Raw genomic sequence first — 17614 nt, 5'->3', positions numbered from 1 at the left:
GTCACGGCAGGATCTCGACGTACCCGTCGGTGCCGTGTACGCGGATCCGCTGCCCGTCCCGGATCAGCCGGGTCGCCCCCTCCACGCCCACGACGGCCGGCAAACCGTACTCCCGGGCGATCACCGCACCATGGGTCATCAGGCCGCCCACCTCCGTCACCAGGCCCGCGATTCCGACGAACAGCGGCGACCAGCTGGGGTCGGTGAAGGTCGTGACCAGGATGTCGCCCGCTTCGAGATCGGCCTCCGCCATGTCGAGGATGACGCGGGCCCTCCCCTCGACGGTCCCGGCGGACACCGGTACGCCGATCAGCGCGCCGGCCGGCACGTCGTCGCGCCGGTACGCCCCGGTGACCGCCTCACCGTCCGAGGTGAGGACCCGGGGCGGGGTGAGCGCGTGGTACGCGCGGAACGCCTCCTCGCGCCGGCGGACGAGCTGCTCGTCCAGCCTGTTGGAACGCACGACGTCGTGGAGTTCCTGGAACGTGAGGTAGAAGATGTCCTCGGCCTCGGAAAGCACGCCCGCCTCCACGAGGCGCCCGGCCTCCGCCAACAGGGCCCGCTTGTAGACGAAGTAGCGGCTGACGATGCCGAACTTCGGGTACTCCCTGTACCCGATGAAGGTTCTGACCCGGTCGATCATCCGCTTGGCCTCTTCGGCCTTGCGCTCCCCCTCCGGCAGGGCCCGCAGGCGGGACAGTACGTCCCCTTCCTTCTCCAGTGCCCGCTGCCGCCCTTGTTCGAAGCGGCGCCCGGCGGCGCCCGGCTCGATGTTCCTGACGTTGTCGAGGATCACGGGCACGAGCGTGCTGGGGCGCTCGCGCCATCGCGGCCTCGTGATGTCGATCTCGCCGACGCAGCGCATGCCGTACCGGTCGAGGTAGGTCTCGATGGCGTCGCGCGCTTCGGCTCCGCCCGCGAGCTTCGCCAGCTCGTCGAGGAAGTCCTCGTCGCCGACTCCTTGCAGGAACGCGACCACCTCCGGATGCGGGCGGATCACGTCCGCGACGTCGAGCAGCGCCAGCCCCATCTCCGACGTCACGTTGCCGGGGGCGGACAGCGTGAGCGTGTCAGCCGCGTTCTTCTCGCCCAGCCACTCGTACAGCTTGTCGTTGAGCCACCACGTGGCCTCCATCCCCGCCATGATCGCCTGGAGGTTCAGCGGATCACCGAGGACTCGCTTGTGCTCCTCGAAGGCCTCCAGCAGGAACTCGAACAGCTCCGGTCCGGTCTTCGTACGGATGTCGCGCTCCAGGGCCGCGACGGACGCCCGGCTGCGCTCGATCAGCTCGTTGACGATGCCCGGATCGGCGTCGACCGGGTCGGACTCCCCGCCGCCGGCCGGCGGCCCGCCGGGGCCCGCGTCCGGGAGCGACGGAATGAAGTCGCCGCGGTCGAGGACGGTCTCCAGAGCGTCCCTGATCAGCGGATCGCCCTTCCCCAAGGCGTCCAGGAGGCCGGCGCGGCTCGCGGGCGAGGCCAGGCGCCGGGTGACGTCGACGAACAGCCTCCCGCCGGCCTCGTGCATCGGCACCATGGCCGTGAGCTGCCACATGGAGTACCCGAGGGGCTTCATGGGATCGGTCATCATCTGCCCGTGGCCGACGGAGACGTAGACGTGGTTCTCCTCGTCGCCGGTCTCCGGGACGGGGAACAGTGTCGTGATCGGCCGGCTCTGCACGATGTGGAACCCGTCGTCGACCAGGCACCATTCGACGTCCTGCGGGCGGCCGAAGTGCGCTTCGATCTGCCGCCCGAGCTGCACGAGCCGTACGGCCTGCGCATCCGTCAGCGCCGGCTGCTCCTGCCGCCGCGCGTCGACCGCGACCTCGCGCGTACCGCCGGCCGGCAGGGCGTGCAGGGCACGCTGTTTGGCGGCGATCGTCTTCTCGACGACTTCACCGTGCCGGACTTTGAAGACGTCCGGGTTCACCAGGCCGGAGACAAGGGCCTCGCCGAGACCGAAGCCGGCGTCCACGGTGGCGACCTTCCGGTTGCCCGTGACGGGGTCGGCCGTGAACAGGACGCCTGCCGCCTCCGGGAAGACCATCCGCTGCACGACCACGGCCATGTGGACCGTACGGTGGTCGATGCCGTTCCGCTGGCGGTAGGCCACGGCCCGCTCGGTGAAGAGCGAGGCCCAGCACCGGCTGACGTGCCGGAGGACCGCCGCCGGCCCCACCACGTTCAGGTAGGTGTCCTGCTGGCCGGCGAAGGAGGCCGTCGGCAGGTCCTCCGCCGTCGCGCTGGACCGGACGGCGCAGGGGGTCCGCTCGCCGAGCCGGGAGAGCGCGCCGGTGATCGCCTCCGCGAGATCGCCGGGGATCGCGATCCCTTCGATGGTCCGTCGGATCTCCGCGCTGAGCGTGCGGACCGCCTCCCGGTCGTCCGGGTTCAGGCGCGACAGCTGGTCGAGCCGGTCGCCGATCGACGGCGCTTGCGCCATGATCCGCCGGAAGGCGTCCGTCGTCACGCAGAAGCCGTCCGGTACCCGGATGCCTTCGATCCGCGACAGCACGCCCAGGTGCGCGCCCTTGCCGCCGACGGCGTCGATCCACGTCCCGTCGGCCTCTCGGAGGTCCAGTACGTACTGCTGCTCGGTCATCGTGATACCTCCGAGGCGGCCCCCGTCCGTCGACAACTCACGCACGTCGTGCCCCTCATTTCCGCAGGTGGTGGCTTCGGCGGATGATTTTGCGGCACCACCCGGGTCTTGCCGCAAGCCCCCCGGTGCGCTATATCTTGAGAGTGGCAAGGAGAGAGCTCTCCTTGCCTTTGCTTTTGCCGTTCGCGAGGCCGTCGTGCGGTCCGTCTGTTGCTGGGATTCCCCCAGGGGCGGCGGGGCCCCGGAACCGGTCGCACTGCCTCACCACACGCCCCGGCCCGGCCGCTTCTACGCGGCCGGGCCGGGGCTGGTTCGGGTCGGGTCGAGTCGGTCAGACGCGGTCGGCCGCGATCAGGACGTACTGGAACGAGCCGTCCTTGTAGGAGTTGATGAACGCCTCCTCGATCCCGGTCACCAGGGAGGAAGTGGCCCGCAGTTCCCAGTAGGGCAGGGTCTCGGGGGTCAGGTCGATCACGGCCTGCGGTACGAGACGGTTGTCGGCCATCGCGCGCAAGTACTCCCGCCGGGAGTGGATGTTGCACTCGAAGTGGGCGTTGATCTGGGAGACCCACTTCGAGGGCTGGCCGTAACGCGGGTTCCAGCAGCCCGTGATGGTCACGTAGCGGCCGCCGACCGCGAGGATGCGGGAGTGCTCGGCGAAGAGGTCGTGCAGGTCGACGTACATGCTCGACTCGTTGTTCCACGAGGCCGCGGCCTGCCCGGTCTCGAAGGGCGTGCCGAGCATGTTGCAGACGCGGGCGCGCACGTGGTCCTCGATGCCGAGGTCGAGGGCACGCTGGTTGGCGAAGTCCGCTTGCTTCGCCGACAGGGTGACGCCCTCGACCTTGCTTCCGAAACGTTGGTGGGCCATGACCATCGAACCGCCGCGGCCGCAGCCCGCGTCCACGAGGGTGTCGTCGCGCCCGATCGGGCCGAGGTGGTCCAGGAGGACTTCGGCCTGCGCCGATTCCAGGCGGTGGAGTTCGGCGATCAGCCTCTGCTCGTAGCCGCTGTCGTCAGGGCTGCCGAGGGCGGCACGGTCGACGTCACCGATGCCGTAGTGGTGGTGGTAGAGGCCGTCCACGTCACCGAGACGCAGGTTCACGGGCCTGGCCTCGTGGTCCCAGTAGCGGGCGATGTCCCCCTGGTAGGCGGTGGCCGGCGAGGGGATGAACACGGAGTTGGTGGTGGTGCCGAGGTCGGTACTGGTCATGGATCGTCCCATCTTCAGCAGCTGTTACCAGAAATCAGGCAGGCTGTAGCGGTAGGTGTTGGTCTGGTGCCAGTAGTGGTTGCCGTCGACCCAGACGGCCACCCCGCGCAGGAAGCGCAGCGCGCTCGGGACGGGGCAGGCGACGGCCAGGGCGGCGGCTTCGGCTTCGAAGCCGTGCATGAGGTCGTTGTGGACCTCGACCGCCTTCAGGTACGCGTCCTTCTCGGAGGTGCCCTCGCGTTCGGCGATCACCACGGGCAGGTTCATGTGCCGCCCGGGGGAGGCGAGTTCCTTCGTGTACGAGTACAGGTCGTTGACGATCGTGGTGGCGTTCGAGGCGAGCGCGATGACCCGCTGCATCGCGGGCAGCGCGTGGAGGTCCGCCGGGAGTTCGTAGCCACCGACGGTGTCGGTGATGGTGGGACAGGGGCGGAAGTTGTTGAACTGGCGCATCGCCAGGTACTCCCACACCTCGGGGACGTAGTCCGTCTGGGCCCAGGCGGCCTCGGCGAGGTAGCCCAGGTGCAGCCGGGCCATGTCGTGCCGGAACCGGTCGGTCTGGGAGGGCGAGGACTGCTGGACGAAGTACTCCATGGCGGAGCGGTAGGCGCGCCGCGGGGCGTCCGCGTGGAGCGACTCCGCCCACTGCGGCTGGTACTCCTTCGTCGTGTGGAGGGGGTCGAGAGCGGTGTGGGCCAGCAGGAGCCGTCCGCCGAGACCGATGGGCGAGCCGCCGTGGTCCTCGCAGTAGCAGTCGTCGACCGCGTTCTCGGCGACCATCAACCGTGTGGCGAGCATCAGGTGTTCGATGCTGGGGGCGTCCGGATGGCAGGCGACCATGTAGCGGCCTACGGAGAAGCCGTCGAACTGGTCCTCCCACTCCTCGGGATACAGCTCGACCTCGTCCATCGCCCAGGCCTTGATCCTGCGGCTGACCTCCTCCACCCGTGCCGGATCGGGCTCCGGCACCGGGTGGTGGTAGAGCCCCGGGATCGGCCGGCCGGCCGCCGGTTCCGCGGGCACCGCCGGTGCCGGAGGGGATGCGGGTTCCGGGCGGCTCGTCAGGTACAGGCCCGCGGTACCCAGGCCGCTCGGGCCTCGCAGGATCCGACCCAGGGCGCCCGGGTCACCGAAGGGCGCGGGGCCGTTCGCGGGTTCTGGTACGGGCGCGGGGCCCGCCGCGGGCACGGGTGCGGCGGCTTCCGCGCTGCTGCCGGGAACGGCGGGCGGGCCGGGGAGGGCAGGCATCTCGGGCAGGGTGGTCAGGGCATCGGGGGCTGCGGTGAGGTGGGTCCGGGCGTTCGCGAGGACGTGGGCCCCGAAGTGGGTCGCGGCGCCGGGCAGGCCCGACTGCAAGGGGGAAAGCCCGGGGTCGGGCATCCGTTGCTCCTTGGTGAGGTGGGTGAGCGATGTGCGGTGCCGGGCACGCCCGACCGGTCCGGAGGCCCCGGGAAGGCCCGGGCCCGGGCAGGTCGGGGCGGGCAGGACCGCGAGGACGCGACCTAGTCGCGCCGGCGCCCGATCTGCACGTTCTCCAGCACGCCGAGTGCGTCGGGCACCAGGATGGCGGCGGAGAAGTAGGTGGTGACCAGGTAGGAGATGATCGACCGTTCGTCGATGCCCATGAAGCGCACCGACAGGCCCGGCTCGTACTCCTCCGGCAGGCCCGTCTGGTGCAGGCCGATGACGCCCTGGTTGTCCTCACCGGTTCGCATGACGAGGATCGAGCTGGTGTTCTCCTTGGTGATGGGGATCTTGCTGCAGGGCAGGATGGGGACCCCCCGCCAGGCCGGAACCTGCTGCCCGCCGAGATCGACGTGGTCCGGGTAGAGGCCCCGGGCGTTGAACTCCCGTCCCATCGCCGCGATCGCCCTGGGGTGGGCGAGGAAGAACTTCGAACCGCGGCGACGGCAGAGCAGCTCGTCCAGGTCGTCCGGGGTGGGAGGGCCGGAGTGGGTCTGGATCCGCTGCTTGAAGTCCGCGTTGTGGAGCAGGCCGAACTCAGGGTTGTTGATCAGCTCGTGCTCCTGGCGTTCGCGCAACGCCTCGATGGTGAGCCGGAGCTGCTCCTTGGTCTGGTTCATCGGCTCGTTGTAGAGGTCGGCGACCCTCGTGTGGACCCGCAGGACGGTCTGCGCGAGGGAGAGTTCGTACTCGCGGGGGTTGAGTTCGTAGTCCACGAAGGTGCCGGGCAGGTCGGCCTCGCCGGTGTGCCCGGCGGACATCGCGATCTCGGCCTCGCCGTGCTTGTTCTGCCGCTGGAGGGGCAGCGCGCTGAACTCCCGGACGTGGGCCTGGAGGCTCGGCGCCGCGGCGACCACGGCCGCGAAATCGGCGCGGGACAGGGTGAGCAGGGTGCCCGGGGTCTCGGCGGTGGCCGTGTAGTCCCAGGTGGCGTCGGCGTCCAGCAGGGCGTTCTCACCGAACTGATCGCCGTCGGCCAGCACCGCGACCGCGATCTGGTCCCCGTACTTGCCCACGGAGGTCTGGCTGATCCGGCCGTGGGCGATCAGGTGGATCTGGCCCGCGGCGGTACCGCGCTCCACGAGCACCTCGCCGGCCCGGAAGTCGCGCTGCACGCACCGGCCGGCGAGCGTGGTGAGCACCTCCAGGTCGTCGAAGCCCTTCAGCACGGCCAGTTCGCCGAGTTCGCGGGGGATCACCCGGACGCTGCCACCGTCCTGGACGAACTCGACGCGCCCGTCTCCGACGGTGTAGCTCAGCCGGCGGTTCACCCGGTAGGTGCCGCCCTTCGTCTCCACCCAGGGCAGCACCCGCAGCAGCCAGCGGGAGGTGATCTCCTGCATCTGCGGGGCGGACTTGGTCGTCGTGGCGAGGTTGCGCGCAGCCGCCGTCCCCAGACTGGACTGCCGAGGCGGCTCCAGCTGCGCTTCCGGGCTGCTGTCAACGGTCATGAGCGGGTTCTCCTTCACGAGGGGCGGTGAATCGGTGCGCACGCGATCCAGGCCAGGAGCAAAGGGGAACAAACGTCAGAGAATTGGCCCAGATCCGTTGAGAACGCTATCGGCCCAAGGTCATTCGTCCCGCAAACGCCGGTGTGATTACCCCGATGAGGTGATCTTGTGGTGTGCGGAGTTTGCCCAGGCCCCCGCGCGATTCGGCCATGAAGGTGCTCGGGCGCGCACGCTGCTCCCGGTCCTGCTAGTGCCGTGGCCGGAAAGGTCCACCGGGTCGCGGCGCTTCACCCTGTTCGCCGAAGCGGAGTCGCAGGGTTCGCGGCGGTGGCGGGTTTCAGCCGGCCAGGGCGACCAGACGTCCGTACTCCAGGTGTTCCCTGCGCCGGGCGGTGAGGTGGACGTGGACGTCGGCGAGGAACTCCTTCAGGGCCGCGTACGCGGCGGTGTAGGAACCCTCCTCGGCGCCGGCGTCGGACGGCACCCACAGGATCAGCAGCGGCTCGTTCCTGCGGGTGCCCTCCCGGGTCGCGAACGACAACTCGTGGACGACCAGCCGCGCTTCGTCCGCGGGCAGCGCGGCGATCAGCTCGTCGTGCGTCAGGTTGGCCTCCGCCGCCGGCACCAGGGCCCGGGGCTGCACCTCGGTGGAGCGGAGGATCACGGTATTGACCTCTCGCCTGTCCTTGAGGTGCCGGAGAGCGTGGACGCTCTCTTGCGACAGGCCGATCGGGCTGCTCACACGGGTCTCGTTTCGATCGCGGGCCGGAACCGCGAAATCAACGACCCGGACCCCGCCGAGGATGCGGCCGGACCTCGTACCGGAACAGGGGCGGCCGTTCGCCCGGCGCGCCCGCGGCGTCGGCCACGCCCTCAGCCTTGCGTGTACTGGAGGGCTTCGCGTTCCGCCGCGTGCGCGGAAGGCTGCGCCATGAGGACGCACAGCGTGTACACGGCGTCCTCCATCGTGCGGCGTGCCGCGTCGTCGGTGGGGGCGGCGACCAAGCGGGCGCGGGCGTCGTAGAACCGGCCGAGCGCGTGGGCGGCGTCCGCCCGGGTCGGCATCAGGTACGGGCCGGACCTCGGCGGTTCGGAGCCCGGCTGCTGGGCGGCCCGCACCGCGCGGTGCAGGGCCCCGTCGATGTGGGCGGCGACGAGCGTGCCGCGGGATCCGGCGGCCATCCCCCGCGCGAACTCGGCGACGGTCAGACGGGCTTGCGCGGCTGCGGTGGACAGCACCCGTTCCGCCACGTGAGCCGGGCCGGGGACGGTCGCCATCAGCATGCCCACCGCCCACGACACGGCCGGCTCGGGAAGCGGCGAAGCCTCCGGGGCGGTGGCGCCCTGCGGTCCCGGTGAGGGGAGAACGTCAACGCTCATGAAGATCACATCCCTTCGAAGACCCACCCCCGCGGTGCGGCCCGTTGAGGCACCTGCCCGCCGAAACCGATGCGATGCACGCTGATCGTCAACGAGCTCGGAAGGCGTCGCCCCGCAGGCGCGGGTGGCCTCCGGCCGGGTCCTCCTGGCGCCCGGAAGCCGCCGGCCCCGGTCAGCGGCTCGCGGAAGCCGCCCGCAGGACCGCCTCCTCGATCTCCCGGAACACGGCGGCGAGCTCCGGATGCCTCTGGGCCGCGCCGCGGGCGCGGGCCACGGCGAACGGGGTGGGGGCAGCGCCGCGGGCGAGCAGGTGACGGACCCTCTCGGGGTGGGGCATGCCCGCCACCCATTCGAGAGGGGTCTCGCCCTTCATGGACCGGTCCTCCAGGTCCGCGCCGTACTCCAGGAGCAGGTCGACGAGGGGGGCCGGGTCGTCGGTCCGGTCACAGCTCGCGGCGAGGACGAGGGGGAGCAGGTGGCCGTGCCGGGACTGGATGCCGGTGGGGGCTCCCGCGGCGAGGAGGAGCCTCGCGACGTCGGTGTGTCCCCAGGCCAAGGCCTGGCAGAGCGGGGTCTGCTCCGCGTATTCGCCGGTGTACTGGCACGGGTCGGCGCCCGCGCCGAGGAGCGCGGCGACGACGTCCGCGTGGCCCGCGCTGACCGCGGATTCCAGAGCCGTGGGCCGGTGTCCGTCCCGCGCGTCGGGTTCGACTCCCGAGGCGAGGAGTTCGGTGACCAGATCCGCGTCACCCTCCTGCGCCGCGCGTCCGAGCCGCTTCGCGCCGTCCGGGGGACCGTCTTCTCGATGCATGCGGTGATCATGCCAAAGGTGTGCCGAAAGCGGTTCGCGCCAGGGGCCTGAGCGGCCGAAGGCGGCGCCGTTCAACTGCGCGGCGGAACCTCGGCAGGGGTGTACGAGGAGGCGAAGGTGAACGCCCGCGGGGACGGCCCGTGGGAGCGCAGCTCCGCCAGCCGCTCCAGCGCTTCGCCGACGGTGGGGACGTGTCCGGCGGGGACCCACCAGAGCACCATGTGCGCCTCGACGTGCCGTTCGAACCATTCCCGGCGTCGCCGCATCACTTCCAGGTGCCCGCTGCGGTAGGCGAAGTCCCACAGGGTCTCCTGGTTCTCCCAGAGCGACAGGTTGACGATGACGTCCTCACCCGCCGGGCGCAGGCCGGTGGCGTCGGCGGCGCCTTCCTCGACGAGCCGCCAGACGAAGCCGGGTGCGCTGTCGGCGGCGGAGTTGACCTGGTCGAGCATGTCGACGAACGGCGCGGTGCGCGGGTCGTCCAGGGGGTGGCGGAGCGTGGCGACGTTCAACTGGGCGAGATGGGATGCGACATGCGGGGATGCGGCGTGCGGGGATGCGGTCATGACCTCATCCCAGCACGGCCCCGTTTTCTATGTCAATCCCCATTGTTTTTAGAAGACTCGACGACCACGCAGCACGCCCCCGGACGGGCGTCCATGCGGGCCCGGAGGGGACCGTCCGCACCGAGCAGCCCCTCCAGCAGCGCGAGGTTCATCCCGCAGACGAGCGGGGGAAAGCGTTCGGCGACGGCGTGGAAGGGGCAGTTGCGCATGCGGATGACCCGCTCGGCCGCCCCGGCCGGCTCGTCGCCGTCTTCGGCGCCCCGAGCATTCTGGGCGCTGCCGGCTTCTTCCAGGTGCGGTTCGTAGCCTCGGGCGGACAGTGCCGCCATCGCCTCTTCGAGGTCGCCGCAGGGCGCTGCCGACCCGCGCAGGGCCTCTCCCCGGCGACGCGCGGCCGCGCACAACCCGGCATCCAGCCCGGCCTGTTCGGCGGCCTCGGCGAGCAGTTCGGCGGCGGTCCGGTAGTCGCGGGCGGGCAGCGATACCGACCGTTCGGCCCGCGCCCGCACGTACACCTTCGCGGGACGGCCCGCGCCCGGCCCGGAACGGCCCGACAGGCGGCGGCTGCCGCTCTCCAGGAGTCCCGCCCCGGTCAGCTTGTCCAGATGGTGCGCGGCGAGCGTGCGCGCCACCCCGACGGCCTCGGCCGCCTCGTTGCGGCCGACCTCCCGGCCCTGTGCCGCCACGTACTCGTACAGACGGCGCCGTACCGGGTCCTGCAACGCCGCGATCGCATCGATGTCCTCCATGCGGTCATTCTAGGAACAACGCCGGTTGGAGATAGAAGGTCCGCCGGACGCCGTTCACGGCATGCCGGTACGGACGTCAGGGCGGCCGAAGCCCTTCGCGACCCCGAGTCCCCGGGCGGTCCGATGGGCGGGCCGGCGTGGCTGCGCCCGGTGGTTCAGAGCATGCGGCGCAGCAGGTGGTCACGGCGCACGAGGGTGTGGCCGAGTACCAGTGCGAGGTGGACGGCGAGCACGGCGAAGAACGCCAGGTGTGCCGCCACGTGCGGTGCGAGCGCGTCGTCGTCGCCCGCGGCGAACAGCCACATCCCGGTGAGGGGCATCGCGAACAGCAGCGCGTACAGGGAGGCTTCGGTCCAGTGGGCGAGTCTGCGTTCGGCCGGCGAGAGCGCCGGGGACCACGGGGGCAGGGGGGTGGTCCGGCGCCAGACGAGACGGACGACGGCCAGGACGAGGATCGCCGTTCCGATCAGCGCGTGTGCGGTCAGCAGCCGGTCCTCGCCGAACAGTACGAACCCGTCCTCGCCGCCCCTGCCCCGCCCACGGCCGGAGTCCCCGTCCCGCCCTCGCCCGCGTCCGTGGCCGCCGTCGTCGGCCATCCGGTATCCGAGGGTGAACTGTACGACGAGGAGCCCGGCCACGCTCCAGTGCAGCGCCTTGGTCACCAGGCCGTAGCCGTACGCGCCGTTGCGCAGGCGCGGACCCGTGGTACCCGGTGTCGTCATCCGCCCAGTCTGCCCGGACCGCCGCGCCGGCAACGGCAGGCACCGCGCGTTTCGCCGCGCCGGGGGGGGTTCCCGCCGCGGCGCGCAGGGGCGGCCGCTCGCGGGGGCGGGGACGGCTACAGGTCCGCCTCGGCCGCCACGAGGCCCAGCAGTCCGGGAAACCGCTGCTCGATGTCGGCCCGTCGCAGGCTGGCCATCCGGCTGTTGCCCCGGTCGACCTGCCGGATCAGCCCGGCTTCGCGCAGTGCGCGGAAGTGGTGCGTGACGGTCGCCTTGGAGACCGGCAGCTCGAACGAGCTGCAGGTCCGTGCCGCGCCGTCGGGTTCGGCCGTCAGCTCGCGCACCACTCGGCGGCGCAGCGGATCGGCCAGGGCGGAGAGCACCGAGCCGAGCTCGATCTCCTCGACGCTCGGATGACCTTCGTCGTCCGGCATGCGGGGCACCTTCCTTCGGGTTCCTTCAGGTACGGATTGCATCGTACCTGCGAGTTCGGTAACGTCCGGCAGGTACGAGATCAATCGTACCTATCAGGGAGGGAACCCCATGCCCCAGCCGTTCGTACTCGTCGGCACCGCTCGCCCCAAGCCCGGACGCGCCGACGAGCTGAAGGAGCTCCTGCTCTCGTTCGTCGAGCCGACCCGGCAGGAGGCCGGCTGCCTGGAGTACCACTTCCACGAGGACCGCGACGACCCCGGCGTCTTCGTCTTCTACGAGGCCTGGAGCTCGCAGGCCGATCTCGACGCCCACCTGGCCCTCCCCCACATGCAGGCCTTCTGGGAGCGGCGCATGGACTACCTGGAGACCGACCTCGACATACGGTTCCTCGCCATGCACAGCCCCTACGAGGGGGCCGGACGGGTCGCGGCGTAGCCCCCGGCAGCCCGGCCACAACGGCCTTCGGGGGCTCGCCCGGCGTCCGCACGGCAGCAAACCGGGCCGCGTGATGGCGGGGGGGGTGCCACCGCGCGGCCCGGGCTCGGGAGTCCGCGCCGCTCACCGCCGCGGACTCCCGTGACCCCGCTTATGACCGGTCTTTCCCGGCTCAAACCACCGGATCGCGTTCTCTTCGCCGAAAACTTCGGCGGCCGCACGCGGCGCGGGGAGTAGGGCCGCGGATCGCCGGGCAAGCGCGCCGTCGACGGAGATCCCGATCGAAGGAGTTGTTCCGCATGACGGAAAACCTGTGGTGCTACCGCGCCGGCGTCGACTACCTCGCCGCCGACCTCACCGGCTACGGGATCGAGGCGCTCGACGGCGGCATCGGGAAGGTCGACCAGCACTCCGACGAGGTGAACGACGCGTATTTGGTCGTCGATGCCGGCGGGTGGGCCCTCGACAGGAAGCTCCTGCTGCCGGCCGGCCTGGTGACCCGCATCGACCACGTGGCGGAGAAGGTCTACGTGGACCGCACGCAGGAACAGATCAAGGCGGCTCCGGAACCCCGTCGGGACGGGCCCCTCGGGAGCGCGGACCACCGCGAGACGCCGGGGACACACCTCTTCTCCGGTATGCCGTTCGGCGTCCCGCCCGCCTGAGCGGTCGCCCGGCGGGGCCTCGCGGCCGTCATACCCGAGCCACCGGACCGGTCGGGAGACTCAGGCTCCGGGGTTCTCGTCGCCGCCCCGGGGGGTGCCGGCGAGGCGGAAGGTCAGGCACACCAGCAACGTGTCGTCCTCCACGGGCGCGCCCGTCCGGGCCCAGAAGCGCCGATGGCCGGCGCGCCACTCCCCGAGCGAGGCGTCACCCTCGCCCTCGGCCTCGGCGTGCGCCCACGTCACCTCTCCGAAGGGCTTGACCTCCACCCCCGTGATCTCGACCGTCGCCACGGGTCTGCCCGAATCGTCCAGCAAGGCCAGCGCTTCGCCGACGAACTCCAGCTCTTCGGCCTCCGCCCCGTACTCGTCGAGCAGGCCGGTGGTGGCCCTCTTGGATCCGGCGAGCACCAGGGCGTTCAGCCGCGCACGCACCTCCCCGGCCGAGCCCAGTTCCAACGCGCGCATGCCGTTCACCCGCGGCCACATCGTCCTGTCGCCCCCTCGCTCAACGGCCGCCGCCCTCCGGCGGGCAGGCCCGCGAGGATCGTATGCGTCCAGCAGCCCACCCGGCCGGGACCGCGTCCCCCCGAGCGGGCCGGCGGCCTTCAGAACGTCAGCCGGAACAGCGCTCCCCCGCCCGGCGCGGCCTCCGCCGTCAGCTCCGCGTCGTGCGCCCGGGCGATCTGCCTGGCCATGGCCAGGCCCAGCCCCGAGCCCGGCAGGGCGCGAGCCGTGCCGGCCCGGTAGAACCGGTCGAACACGTGGGGCAGGTCCTCCTCCGCGATCCCGGGACCGTGGTCGCGGACCGTCAGCTCCGGTCCCCGGCCGGCCAGGCCCGCCACCAGCTCCACCTCCACCGGCAGCCCGCCGCGGCTGAACTTGGCCGCGTTGTCGAGGAGGTTCCCCAGCAGCCGGCTCAACCGCGCCGGCACCCCCGGCACCACCACCGGTCCGGCCGGTACCCGGACCCGGAACGGGACGTCCGGCCAGTGCGTCCGCGCGGCCTGCGCGCAGTGCTCCACCAGCGCGCCCAGCCGGACCTGCTCCACCAGGGGCTGCGGCTCCTCGTCGCGCGCCAGCTCGATCAGGTCGTTCACCAGCCCCGTCACCTCCCGGAGCTGGCGCCCCAGCGCGGCGGACGCCCGCTCGCGCTGGCCCGGCGTGAGCCGGTCGGCCCGGGCCAGCAGCTCGGCGTTGGTCCGCAGCGCCGTCAGCGGCGTGCGGAGCTCGTGCGAGGCGTCCGCGACCAGCCGGCGCTGGGCGGTGACCGACTGTTCCAGCTCACCCAGCATGGTGTTGAAGCTCCCGGCCAGCCGGGTGATCTCGTCCTCCCGCCCCGGCGGCGGCAGTTCGATCCGGTGCCGGGGGTCGCGGGTGGCGGCGATCCGCTCGGCCGTCGCGGTGAGCCGGGTCACCGGAGCCAGACCGGTCCGGGAGACCCAGTACCCCAGGACGGCGGCCAGCAGGACCCCGGCCGCCGCCGTCACCACGAGCCACCGGGAGGCCTCCTCGATACCGTCCTCGACGGTGTCGGCCCGCAGCGCGACCTGGAGCGCCCGCCCCTTGGCGTAGTCGGTGGTGAGCATCCGGGCGGGATACCCCGCCACCGTGATGTTCGTGTAGTACGGGGCCCGCCGGCCCCCGGCGACCTCCCGCGCGGCCGGAGCGACCGGCAGCAGCCCCGGCCCGTCCGGATCCCTGGCCGGGTCGGCGGCCACCACCTCCGCGCACGCCGGAGCCGCCAGGAAACGGCACTCCCCCGCCAGGGTGCCCGGTCCAGCCCCGGGATTGCGCTGGGCGGCCAGCCGCGCGGACTGGGTCAGGCTCAGGTCGAGCTGCTCGTACAGGGCGGAACGGACCACCAGGAACGCCGCCGCGCACACTCCGACGGCCACGAACGCCACGGCGGCGGTGACGGCCAGGGCCAGGCGGGTCCGCAGCGGGCGCCGCCTGCGCCAGGGTGCGCCGAGCCGGCGACGGCCGACGCCGCTCACGCCGCGCCCAGCCGGTAGCCGACCCCGTGCACGGTGTGGACCAGCCGGGGCTCACCCGCGGCCTCCAGCTTCCGGCGCAGGTAGCCGACGTAGACGGCCAGCGAGTTGGAATCCGGGCCGAAGTCCCGCCCCCACACCAGCTCCAGGATCAGCTCGCGCGGGAGCACCTGGCCCGGGTGGCGCAGGAGGAGCTCCAGCAGGGCCGCCTCGGTACGGCTGAACTCCAGCGGGCGCCCGCCCCGCCTCCCGGTCCTCGTCGCCGGATCCAGTACGAGGTCGGCGAAGCCGAGCGGCGCGGCCCCCGCGGGCTCCGGCGCGGCCCGCCGCAGCAGCGCCCGCACCCGGGCGACCAGCTCGTCCAGTGCGAACGGCTTGACGAGGTAGTCGTCGGCCCCGGCCTCCAGCCCGTCCACCCGCTCGCTGACGGAGTCGAGCGCGGTCAGCACGAGCACGGGCGTCCGGTCGCCCAACGCCCGCAGCTGCCGGCAGACGGCCAGCCCGTCCAGCACCGGCATCATCACGTCGAGGACGACCGCGTCGGGCTCCCAGACCGCCACCTGCGAGAGCGCAGAGAGGCCGTCAGCGGCGCCACGGACCTCGTACCCCTCGACCGTCAGTCCGTCCTCGACGGCCGCCCGCACCTCGGGTTCGTCGTCGACGACGAGGATCCGCCGCCCGCCCGTGCCGGCGGCGCTGTCGGTGGCGTACGCGTCACCCGTGCTGTTCATGGAGCTCATGGGGCAAAGCCTGCCAAAGCCTTCTGAGAGAACCTCTTAGAACCTTCTTAGGGCGCACCGCGAGTGTGCGGCCATGACCACACCACACACATCCGCGGTCCTCTCCGTCGTGATCGGTGCGGGCGGCACCGGCGGGCACATCTATCCCGGTCTCGCCCTCGCGGAGGCCCTGCGCGCCGCCGTGCCGGGCGCCGTGGTCTCGTTCATCGGGACCGAGCGGGGCCTGGAGACCGAGCTGATCCCCGGCGCCGGCTACCGTCTGCACACCGTCGACATGATCCCCTTCGACCCGGCCCTGGGCCCGAAGCGCTACCTGCTGCCCGCCGCGCTCCTGCGCTCCGCGCACCAGGCCCGCTCGGTGATACGGGCCCAGGGCGCCCAGGTCGCCGTCGGCATGGGCGGTTACCCGAGCGCGCCCGCCGTCCTCGGAGCCCGGCTGGCCGGACTGCCGGCCGTGATCCACGAGTCGAACGCCGTCCCCGGCCGCGCCAACCAGTTCGCGGCCCGGCTCACACCGCACATCGCGGTCGCCTTCGACCGCAGCCGCGGTCACCTTTCGGGCGGCGCCCGCGCGCTCACCACCGGGATGCCGATCTCCGCCGCCCTCTCCGGCCTCGCCGGACTCCCGGCCGCCGACCGGGCGGCCCTGCGCGCCGACGCCCGGCGCGCGCTCGGCGTCCCCGCGGGGCGTCGCCTCGTCGTCTTCAACGGCGGCAGCCTGGGCGCCGTCCGGCTCACCCGCGCGGCGACGGCGCTCGCCGGGCTCTGGCAGTACCGGGACGACGTACAGCTCCTGGTCAAGACCGGCCCGGCCGCGCTCCCCGACACGGTCGCCGATCTCGCGGCCTCGGGCGGGCAGCGGATCGCCCGGGCCGTGCCGTACCTGGACCGGATGGACCTCGTCTACGCGGCCGCGGACCTGGTCGTGTGCCGGGCCGGTTCGGCGACCGTCGCCGAACTCGCGGCCACCGGAGTCCCGGCCCTCCTCGTGCCCTACCCGTACGCGCCCGGCGACCACCAGACGCACAACGCGCGGGTCCTGACCGACGCGGGCGCGGGACTGCTGCTGCCCGACGCCGAGACCACCGCCGAACGCCTCGCGGGCCTCATCGGACCGCTGCTGGCCGATCCGGCCCGGCTGTCCGCGATGGCCGGCGCCGCCGACCCCGGCCCGCACGCGCGGGCCGCCGAACTGCTGGCCGCGGAAGTCCTCCGCGTCGCCGGCTTCGTCCCCACACCCCACCTGGAGCACGCGTGAACCCCAACAGCTGGACCGACCGCACCGTCCTCGTCACCGGCGCCGAGGGCTTCATCGGCTCGACCCTGGTGGACCTGCTGGTGTCCCGGGGCGCGCGGGTCCGCGCCCTCGTCCACTACAAGCCGTACGCCGAGAAGGGCCACCTGGCGCGCTACCTCGCCGACCCCGACGGGCCGGTGGAGATGTGGGCCGGCGACGTCCGCGACGCGGGCCGGGTCAGCGACGCCGTGGCCGGCTGCGACACCGTCTTCCATCTGGCGGCGCTGATCGGGATCCCGTACAGCTACGCCTCGCCGGGCGCGTACGTGCAGACCAACGTCACCGGTACCCAGAACGTGGCCGAGGCCTGCCGCCGCCACGGCGTGCGCCGCCTCGTGCACACCTCCACCAGCGAGGTCTACGGGACGGCGCTGACCGCCCCGATCTCCGAGCGCCACCCGCTGCAGCCGCAGTCGCCGTACTCGGCGTCGAAGATCGGTGCGGACATGATGGCCCTGTCCTTCCACCATGCCTTCGAACTGCCGGTGACGGTGGTCCGGCCCTTCAACACGTACGGACCGCGCCAGTCCGCGCGCGCCGTCATCCCGACGATCCTCGCCCAGCTCCACGCGGGTTCCCGGGAGATCCGGCTCGGCTCGCTCACCCCGACCCGCGACTTCACGTACGTGACGGACACGGCCGAGGGCTTCCTCGCGGTGGCGGAGTGCGAGCGGGCGCTGGGCGAGGTGGTCAACCTCGGCACCGGCGAGGAGATCTCCGTCGGGGCCCTGGCCGAGGCCCTGATCACGGCGTCCGGCCGGGACGCGGAGGTCGTGGTCGACCCCGGCCGGCTGCGCCCGTCGGGCAGCGAGGTGCAGCGCCTCCTGTCCGACAACTCCCGGGCCCGCGACTGGGCCGGCTGGCGGCCCCGGGTCGGGCTGGAGGAGGGGCTGCGCCATACCTCGGCCTGGATCGCGGCGAACCCCTCGCTCTTCGCCCCGGACCGCTACGCGGTCTGAGGCCGCCGAGGAGCGGTCGCGCTCCCGCCCGGTCCGGCGGCCGCCGTACCGGGCGGGGGCAACCCGTTGGAGTGAACGCGGCGCCAAGGCCCGGGCCCGCCGGTCGCGGGTCGGGCAGTCTGCTGCCAGTC

General features: G+C 72.4%; 18 protein-coding genes. 4 read left to right on the top strand and 14 right to left on the bottom strand.

Going from position 1 to position 17614, the window contains the following annotated elements; genetic code table 11:
- Nucleotide 1 precedes the first annotated feature (1 nt).
- From rph to ABZZ17_RS03435, 11 genes are all read right to left on the bottom strand, one after another.
- Nucleotides 2-2605 (bottom strand): rifamycin-inactivating phosphotransferase, encoded by a 2604-nt coding sequence (gene rph / locus ABZZ17_RS03485; protein WP_356871485.1) that lies wholly within the window; start codon nucleotides 2603-2605, stop codon nucleotides 2-4.
- Nucleotides 2606-2936: 331 nt separating this feature from the next.
- Nucleotides 2937-3818: a geranyl diphosphate 2-C-methyltransferase gene (locus tag ABZZ17_RS03480; RefSeq protein ID WP_356871482.1), complete on the bottom strand. Its 882-nt coding sequence runs from the start codon at nucleotides 3816-3818 to the stop codon at nucleotides 2937-2939.
- A 24-nt stretch (nucleotides 3819-3842) separates the two neighbouring features.
- Nucleotides 3843-5066, bottom strand: coding sequence for a family 2 encapsulin nanocompartment cargo protein terpene cyclase (locus tag ABZZ17_RS03475; RefSeq protein WP_356871619.1), 1224 nt, complete (start codon nucleotides 5064-5066; stop codon nucleotides 3843-3845).
- A gap of 254 nt (nucleotides 5067-5320) precedes the next feature.
- Complete coding sequence (locus ABZZ17_RS03470; protein ID WP_356871480.1) at nucleotides 5321-6733, bottom strand: family 2B encapsulin nanocompartment shell protein; 1413 nt, start codon at nucleotides 6731-6733, stop codon at nucleotides 5321-5323.
- Between the two features lie 337 nt (nucleotides 6734-7070).
- Complete coding sequence (locus ABZZ17_RS03465) at nucleotides 7071-7475, bottom strand: cofilin family protein (RefSeq protein WP_356871478.1); 405 nt, start codon at nucleotides 7473-7475, stop codon at nucleotides 7071-7073.
- A gap of 131 nt (nucleotides 7476-7606) precedes the next feature.
- Nucleotides 7607-8113, bottom strand: coding sequence for a DUF5133 domain-containing protein (locus tag ABZZ17_RS03460; protein ID WP_356871476.1), 507 nt, complete (start codon nucleotides 8111-8113; stop codon nucleotides 7607-7609).
- A gap of 172 nt (nucleotides 8114-8285) precedes the next feature.
- Nucleotides 8286-8924: an ankyrin repeat domain-containing protein gene (locus ABZZ17_RS03455; protein WP_356871474.1), complete on the bottom strand. Its 639-nt coding sequence runs from the start codon at nucleotides 8922-8924 to the stop codon at nucleotides 8286-8288.
- 71 nt (nucleotides 8925-8995) lie between these two features.
- Complete coding sequence (locus ABZZ17_RS03450) at nucleotides 8996-9490, bottom strand: DUF3291 domain-containing protein (RefSeq protein ID WP_356871472.1); 495 nt, start codon at nucleotides 9488-9490, stop codon at nucleotides 8996-8998.
- Between the two features lie 32 nt (nucleotides 9491-9522).
- Complete coding sequence (locus tag ABZZ17_RS03445) at nucleotides 9523-10239, bottom strand: helix-turn-helix domain-containing protein (protein WP_356871470.1); 717 nt, start codon at nucleotides 10237-10239, stop codon at nucleotides 9523-9525.
- Between the two features lie 155 nt (nucleotides 10240-10394).
- On the bottom strand, nucleotides 10395-10961 hold the full coding sequence (locus tag ABZZ17_RS03440) for a cytochrome b/b6 domain-containing protein (RefSeq protein WP_356871468.1): 567 nt from the start codon (nucleotides 10959-10961) through the stop codon (nucleotides 10395-10397).
- Between the two features lie 116 nt (nucleotides 10962-11077).
- Nucleotides 11078-11395 carry a helix-turn-helix domain-containing protein gene (locus ABZZ17_RS03435; protein WP_356871466.1) on the bottom strand — a complete coding sequence of 106 codons (318 nt, stop codon included), beginning with the start codon at nucleotides 11393-11395 and terminating at the stop codon, nucleotides 11078-11080.
- 109 nt (nucleotides 11396-11504) lie between these two features.
- On the opposite strand from ABZZ17_RS03435, the gene ABZZ17_RS03430 reads away from it, so the two are divergent.
- The gene (locus ABZZ17_RS03430; protein WP_356871464.1) at nucleotides 11505-11831 is read left to right on the top strand and encodes a putative quinol monooxygenase; all 327 of its coding nucleotides are present in this window, start codon (nucleotides 11505-11507) and stop codon (nucleotides 11829-11831) included.
- Nucleotides 11832-12130: 299 nt separating this feature from the next.
- On the top strand, nucleotides 12131-12496 hold the full coding sequence (locus ABZZ17_RS03425) for a PRC-barrel domain containing protein (protein ID WP_356871462.1): 366 nt from the start codon (nucleotides 12131-12133) through the stop codon (nucleotides 12494-12496).
- Nucleotides 12497-12556: 60 nt separating this feature from the next.
- Here the strand turns inward: ABZZ17_RS03425 and ABZZ17_RS03420 are convergent, their stop codons facing one another.
- From ABZZ17_RS03420 to ABZZ17_RS03410, 3 genes are all read right to left on the bottom strand, one after another.
- On the bottom strand, nucleotides 12557-12961 hold the full coding sequence (locus tag ABZZ17_RS03420) for an ASCH domain-containing protein (protein WP_356871460.1): 405 nt from the start codon (nucleotides 12959-12961) through the stop codon (nucleotides 12557-12559).
- A gap of 140 nt (nucleotides 12962-13101) precedes the next feature.
- The gene (locus ABZZ17_RS03415; RefSeq protein ID WP_356871458.1) at nucleotides 13102-14490 is read right to left on the bottom strand and encodes a HAMP domain-containing sensor histidine kinase; all 1389 of its coding nucleotides are present in this window, start codon (nucleotides 14488-14490) and stop codon (nucleotides 13102-13104) included.
- Nucleotides 14487-15218, bottom strand: a complete 732-nt coding sequence (locus ABZZ17_RS03410; protein ID WP_356871617.1) for a response regulator transcription factor — start codon at nucleotides 15216-15218, stop codon at nucleotides 14487-14489. Before ABZZ17_RS03410 ends, ABZZ17_RS03415 begins: the two co-directional genes overlap by 4 nt.
- 82 nt (nucleotides 15219-15300) lie before the next feature.
- Here ABZZ17_RS03410 and ABZZ17_RS03405 point away from each other — a divergent pair, with 82 nt between their 5' ends.
- Entirely contained in the window at nucleotides 15301-16485 is a 1185-nt protein-coding gene (locus ABZZ17_RS03405; protein WP_356871456.1) for a UDP-N-acetylglucosamine--N-acetylmuramyl-(pentapeptide) pyrophosphoryl-undecaprenol N-acetylglucosamine transferase, read from the top strand.
- Complete coding sequence (locus ABZZ17_RS03400) at nucleotides 16482-17483, top strand: SDR family NAD(P)-dependent oxidoreductase (RefSeq protein WP_356871454.1); 1002 nt, start codon at nucleotides 16482-16484, stop codon at nucleotides 17481-17483. Before ABZZ17_RS03405 ends, ABZZ17_RS03400 begins: the two co-directional genes overlap by 4 nt.
- Nucleotides 17484-17614: the final 131 nt, after the last annotated feature.

It is taken from the genome of Streptomyces sp. NPDC006512 (assembly GCF_040611935.1).
GTDB lineage: Bacteria > Actinomycetota > Actinomycetes > Streptomycetales > Streptomycetaceae > Streptomyces.
The sequence above is the reverse complement of the archived record's forward strand: the minus strand, read 5'-3'. Positions and strand labels throughout refer to the sequence as shown.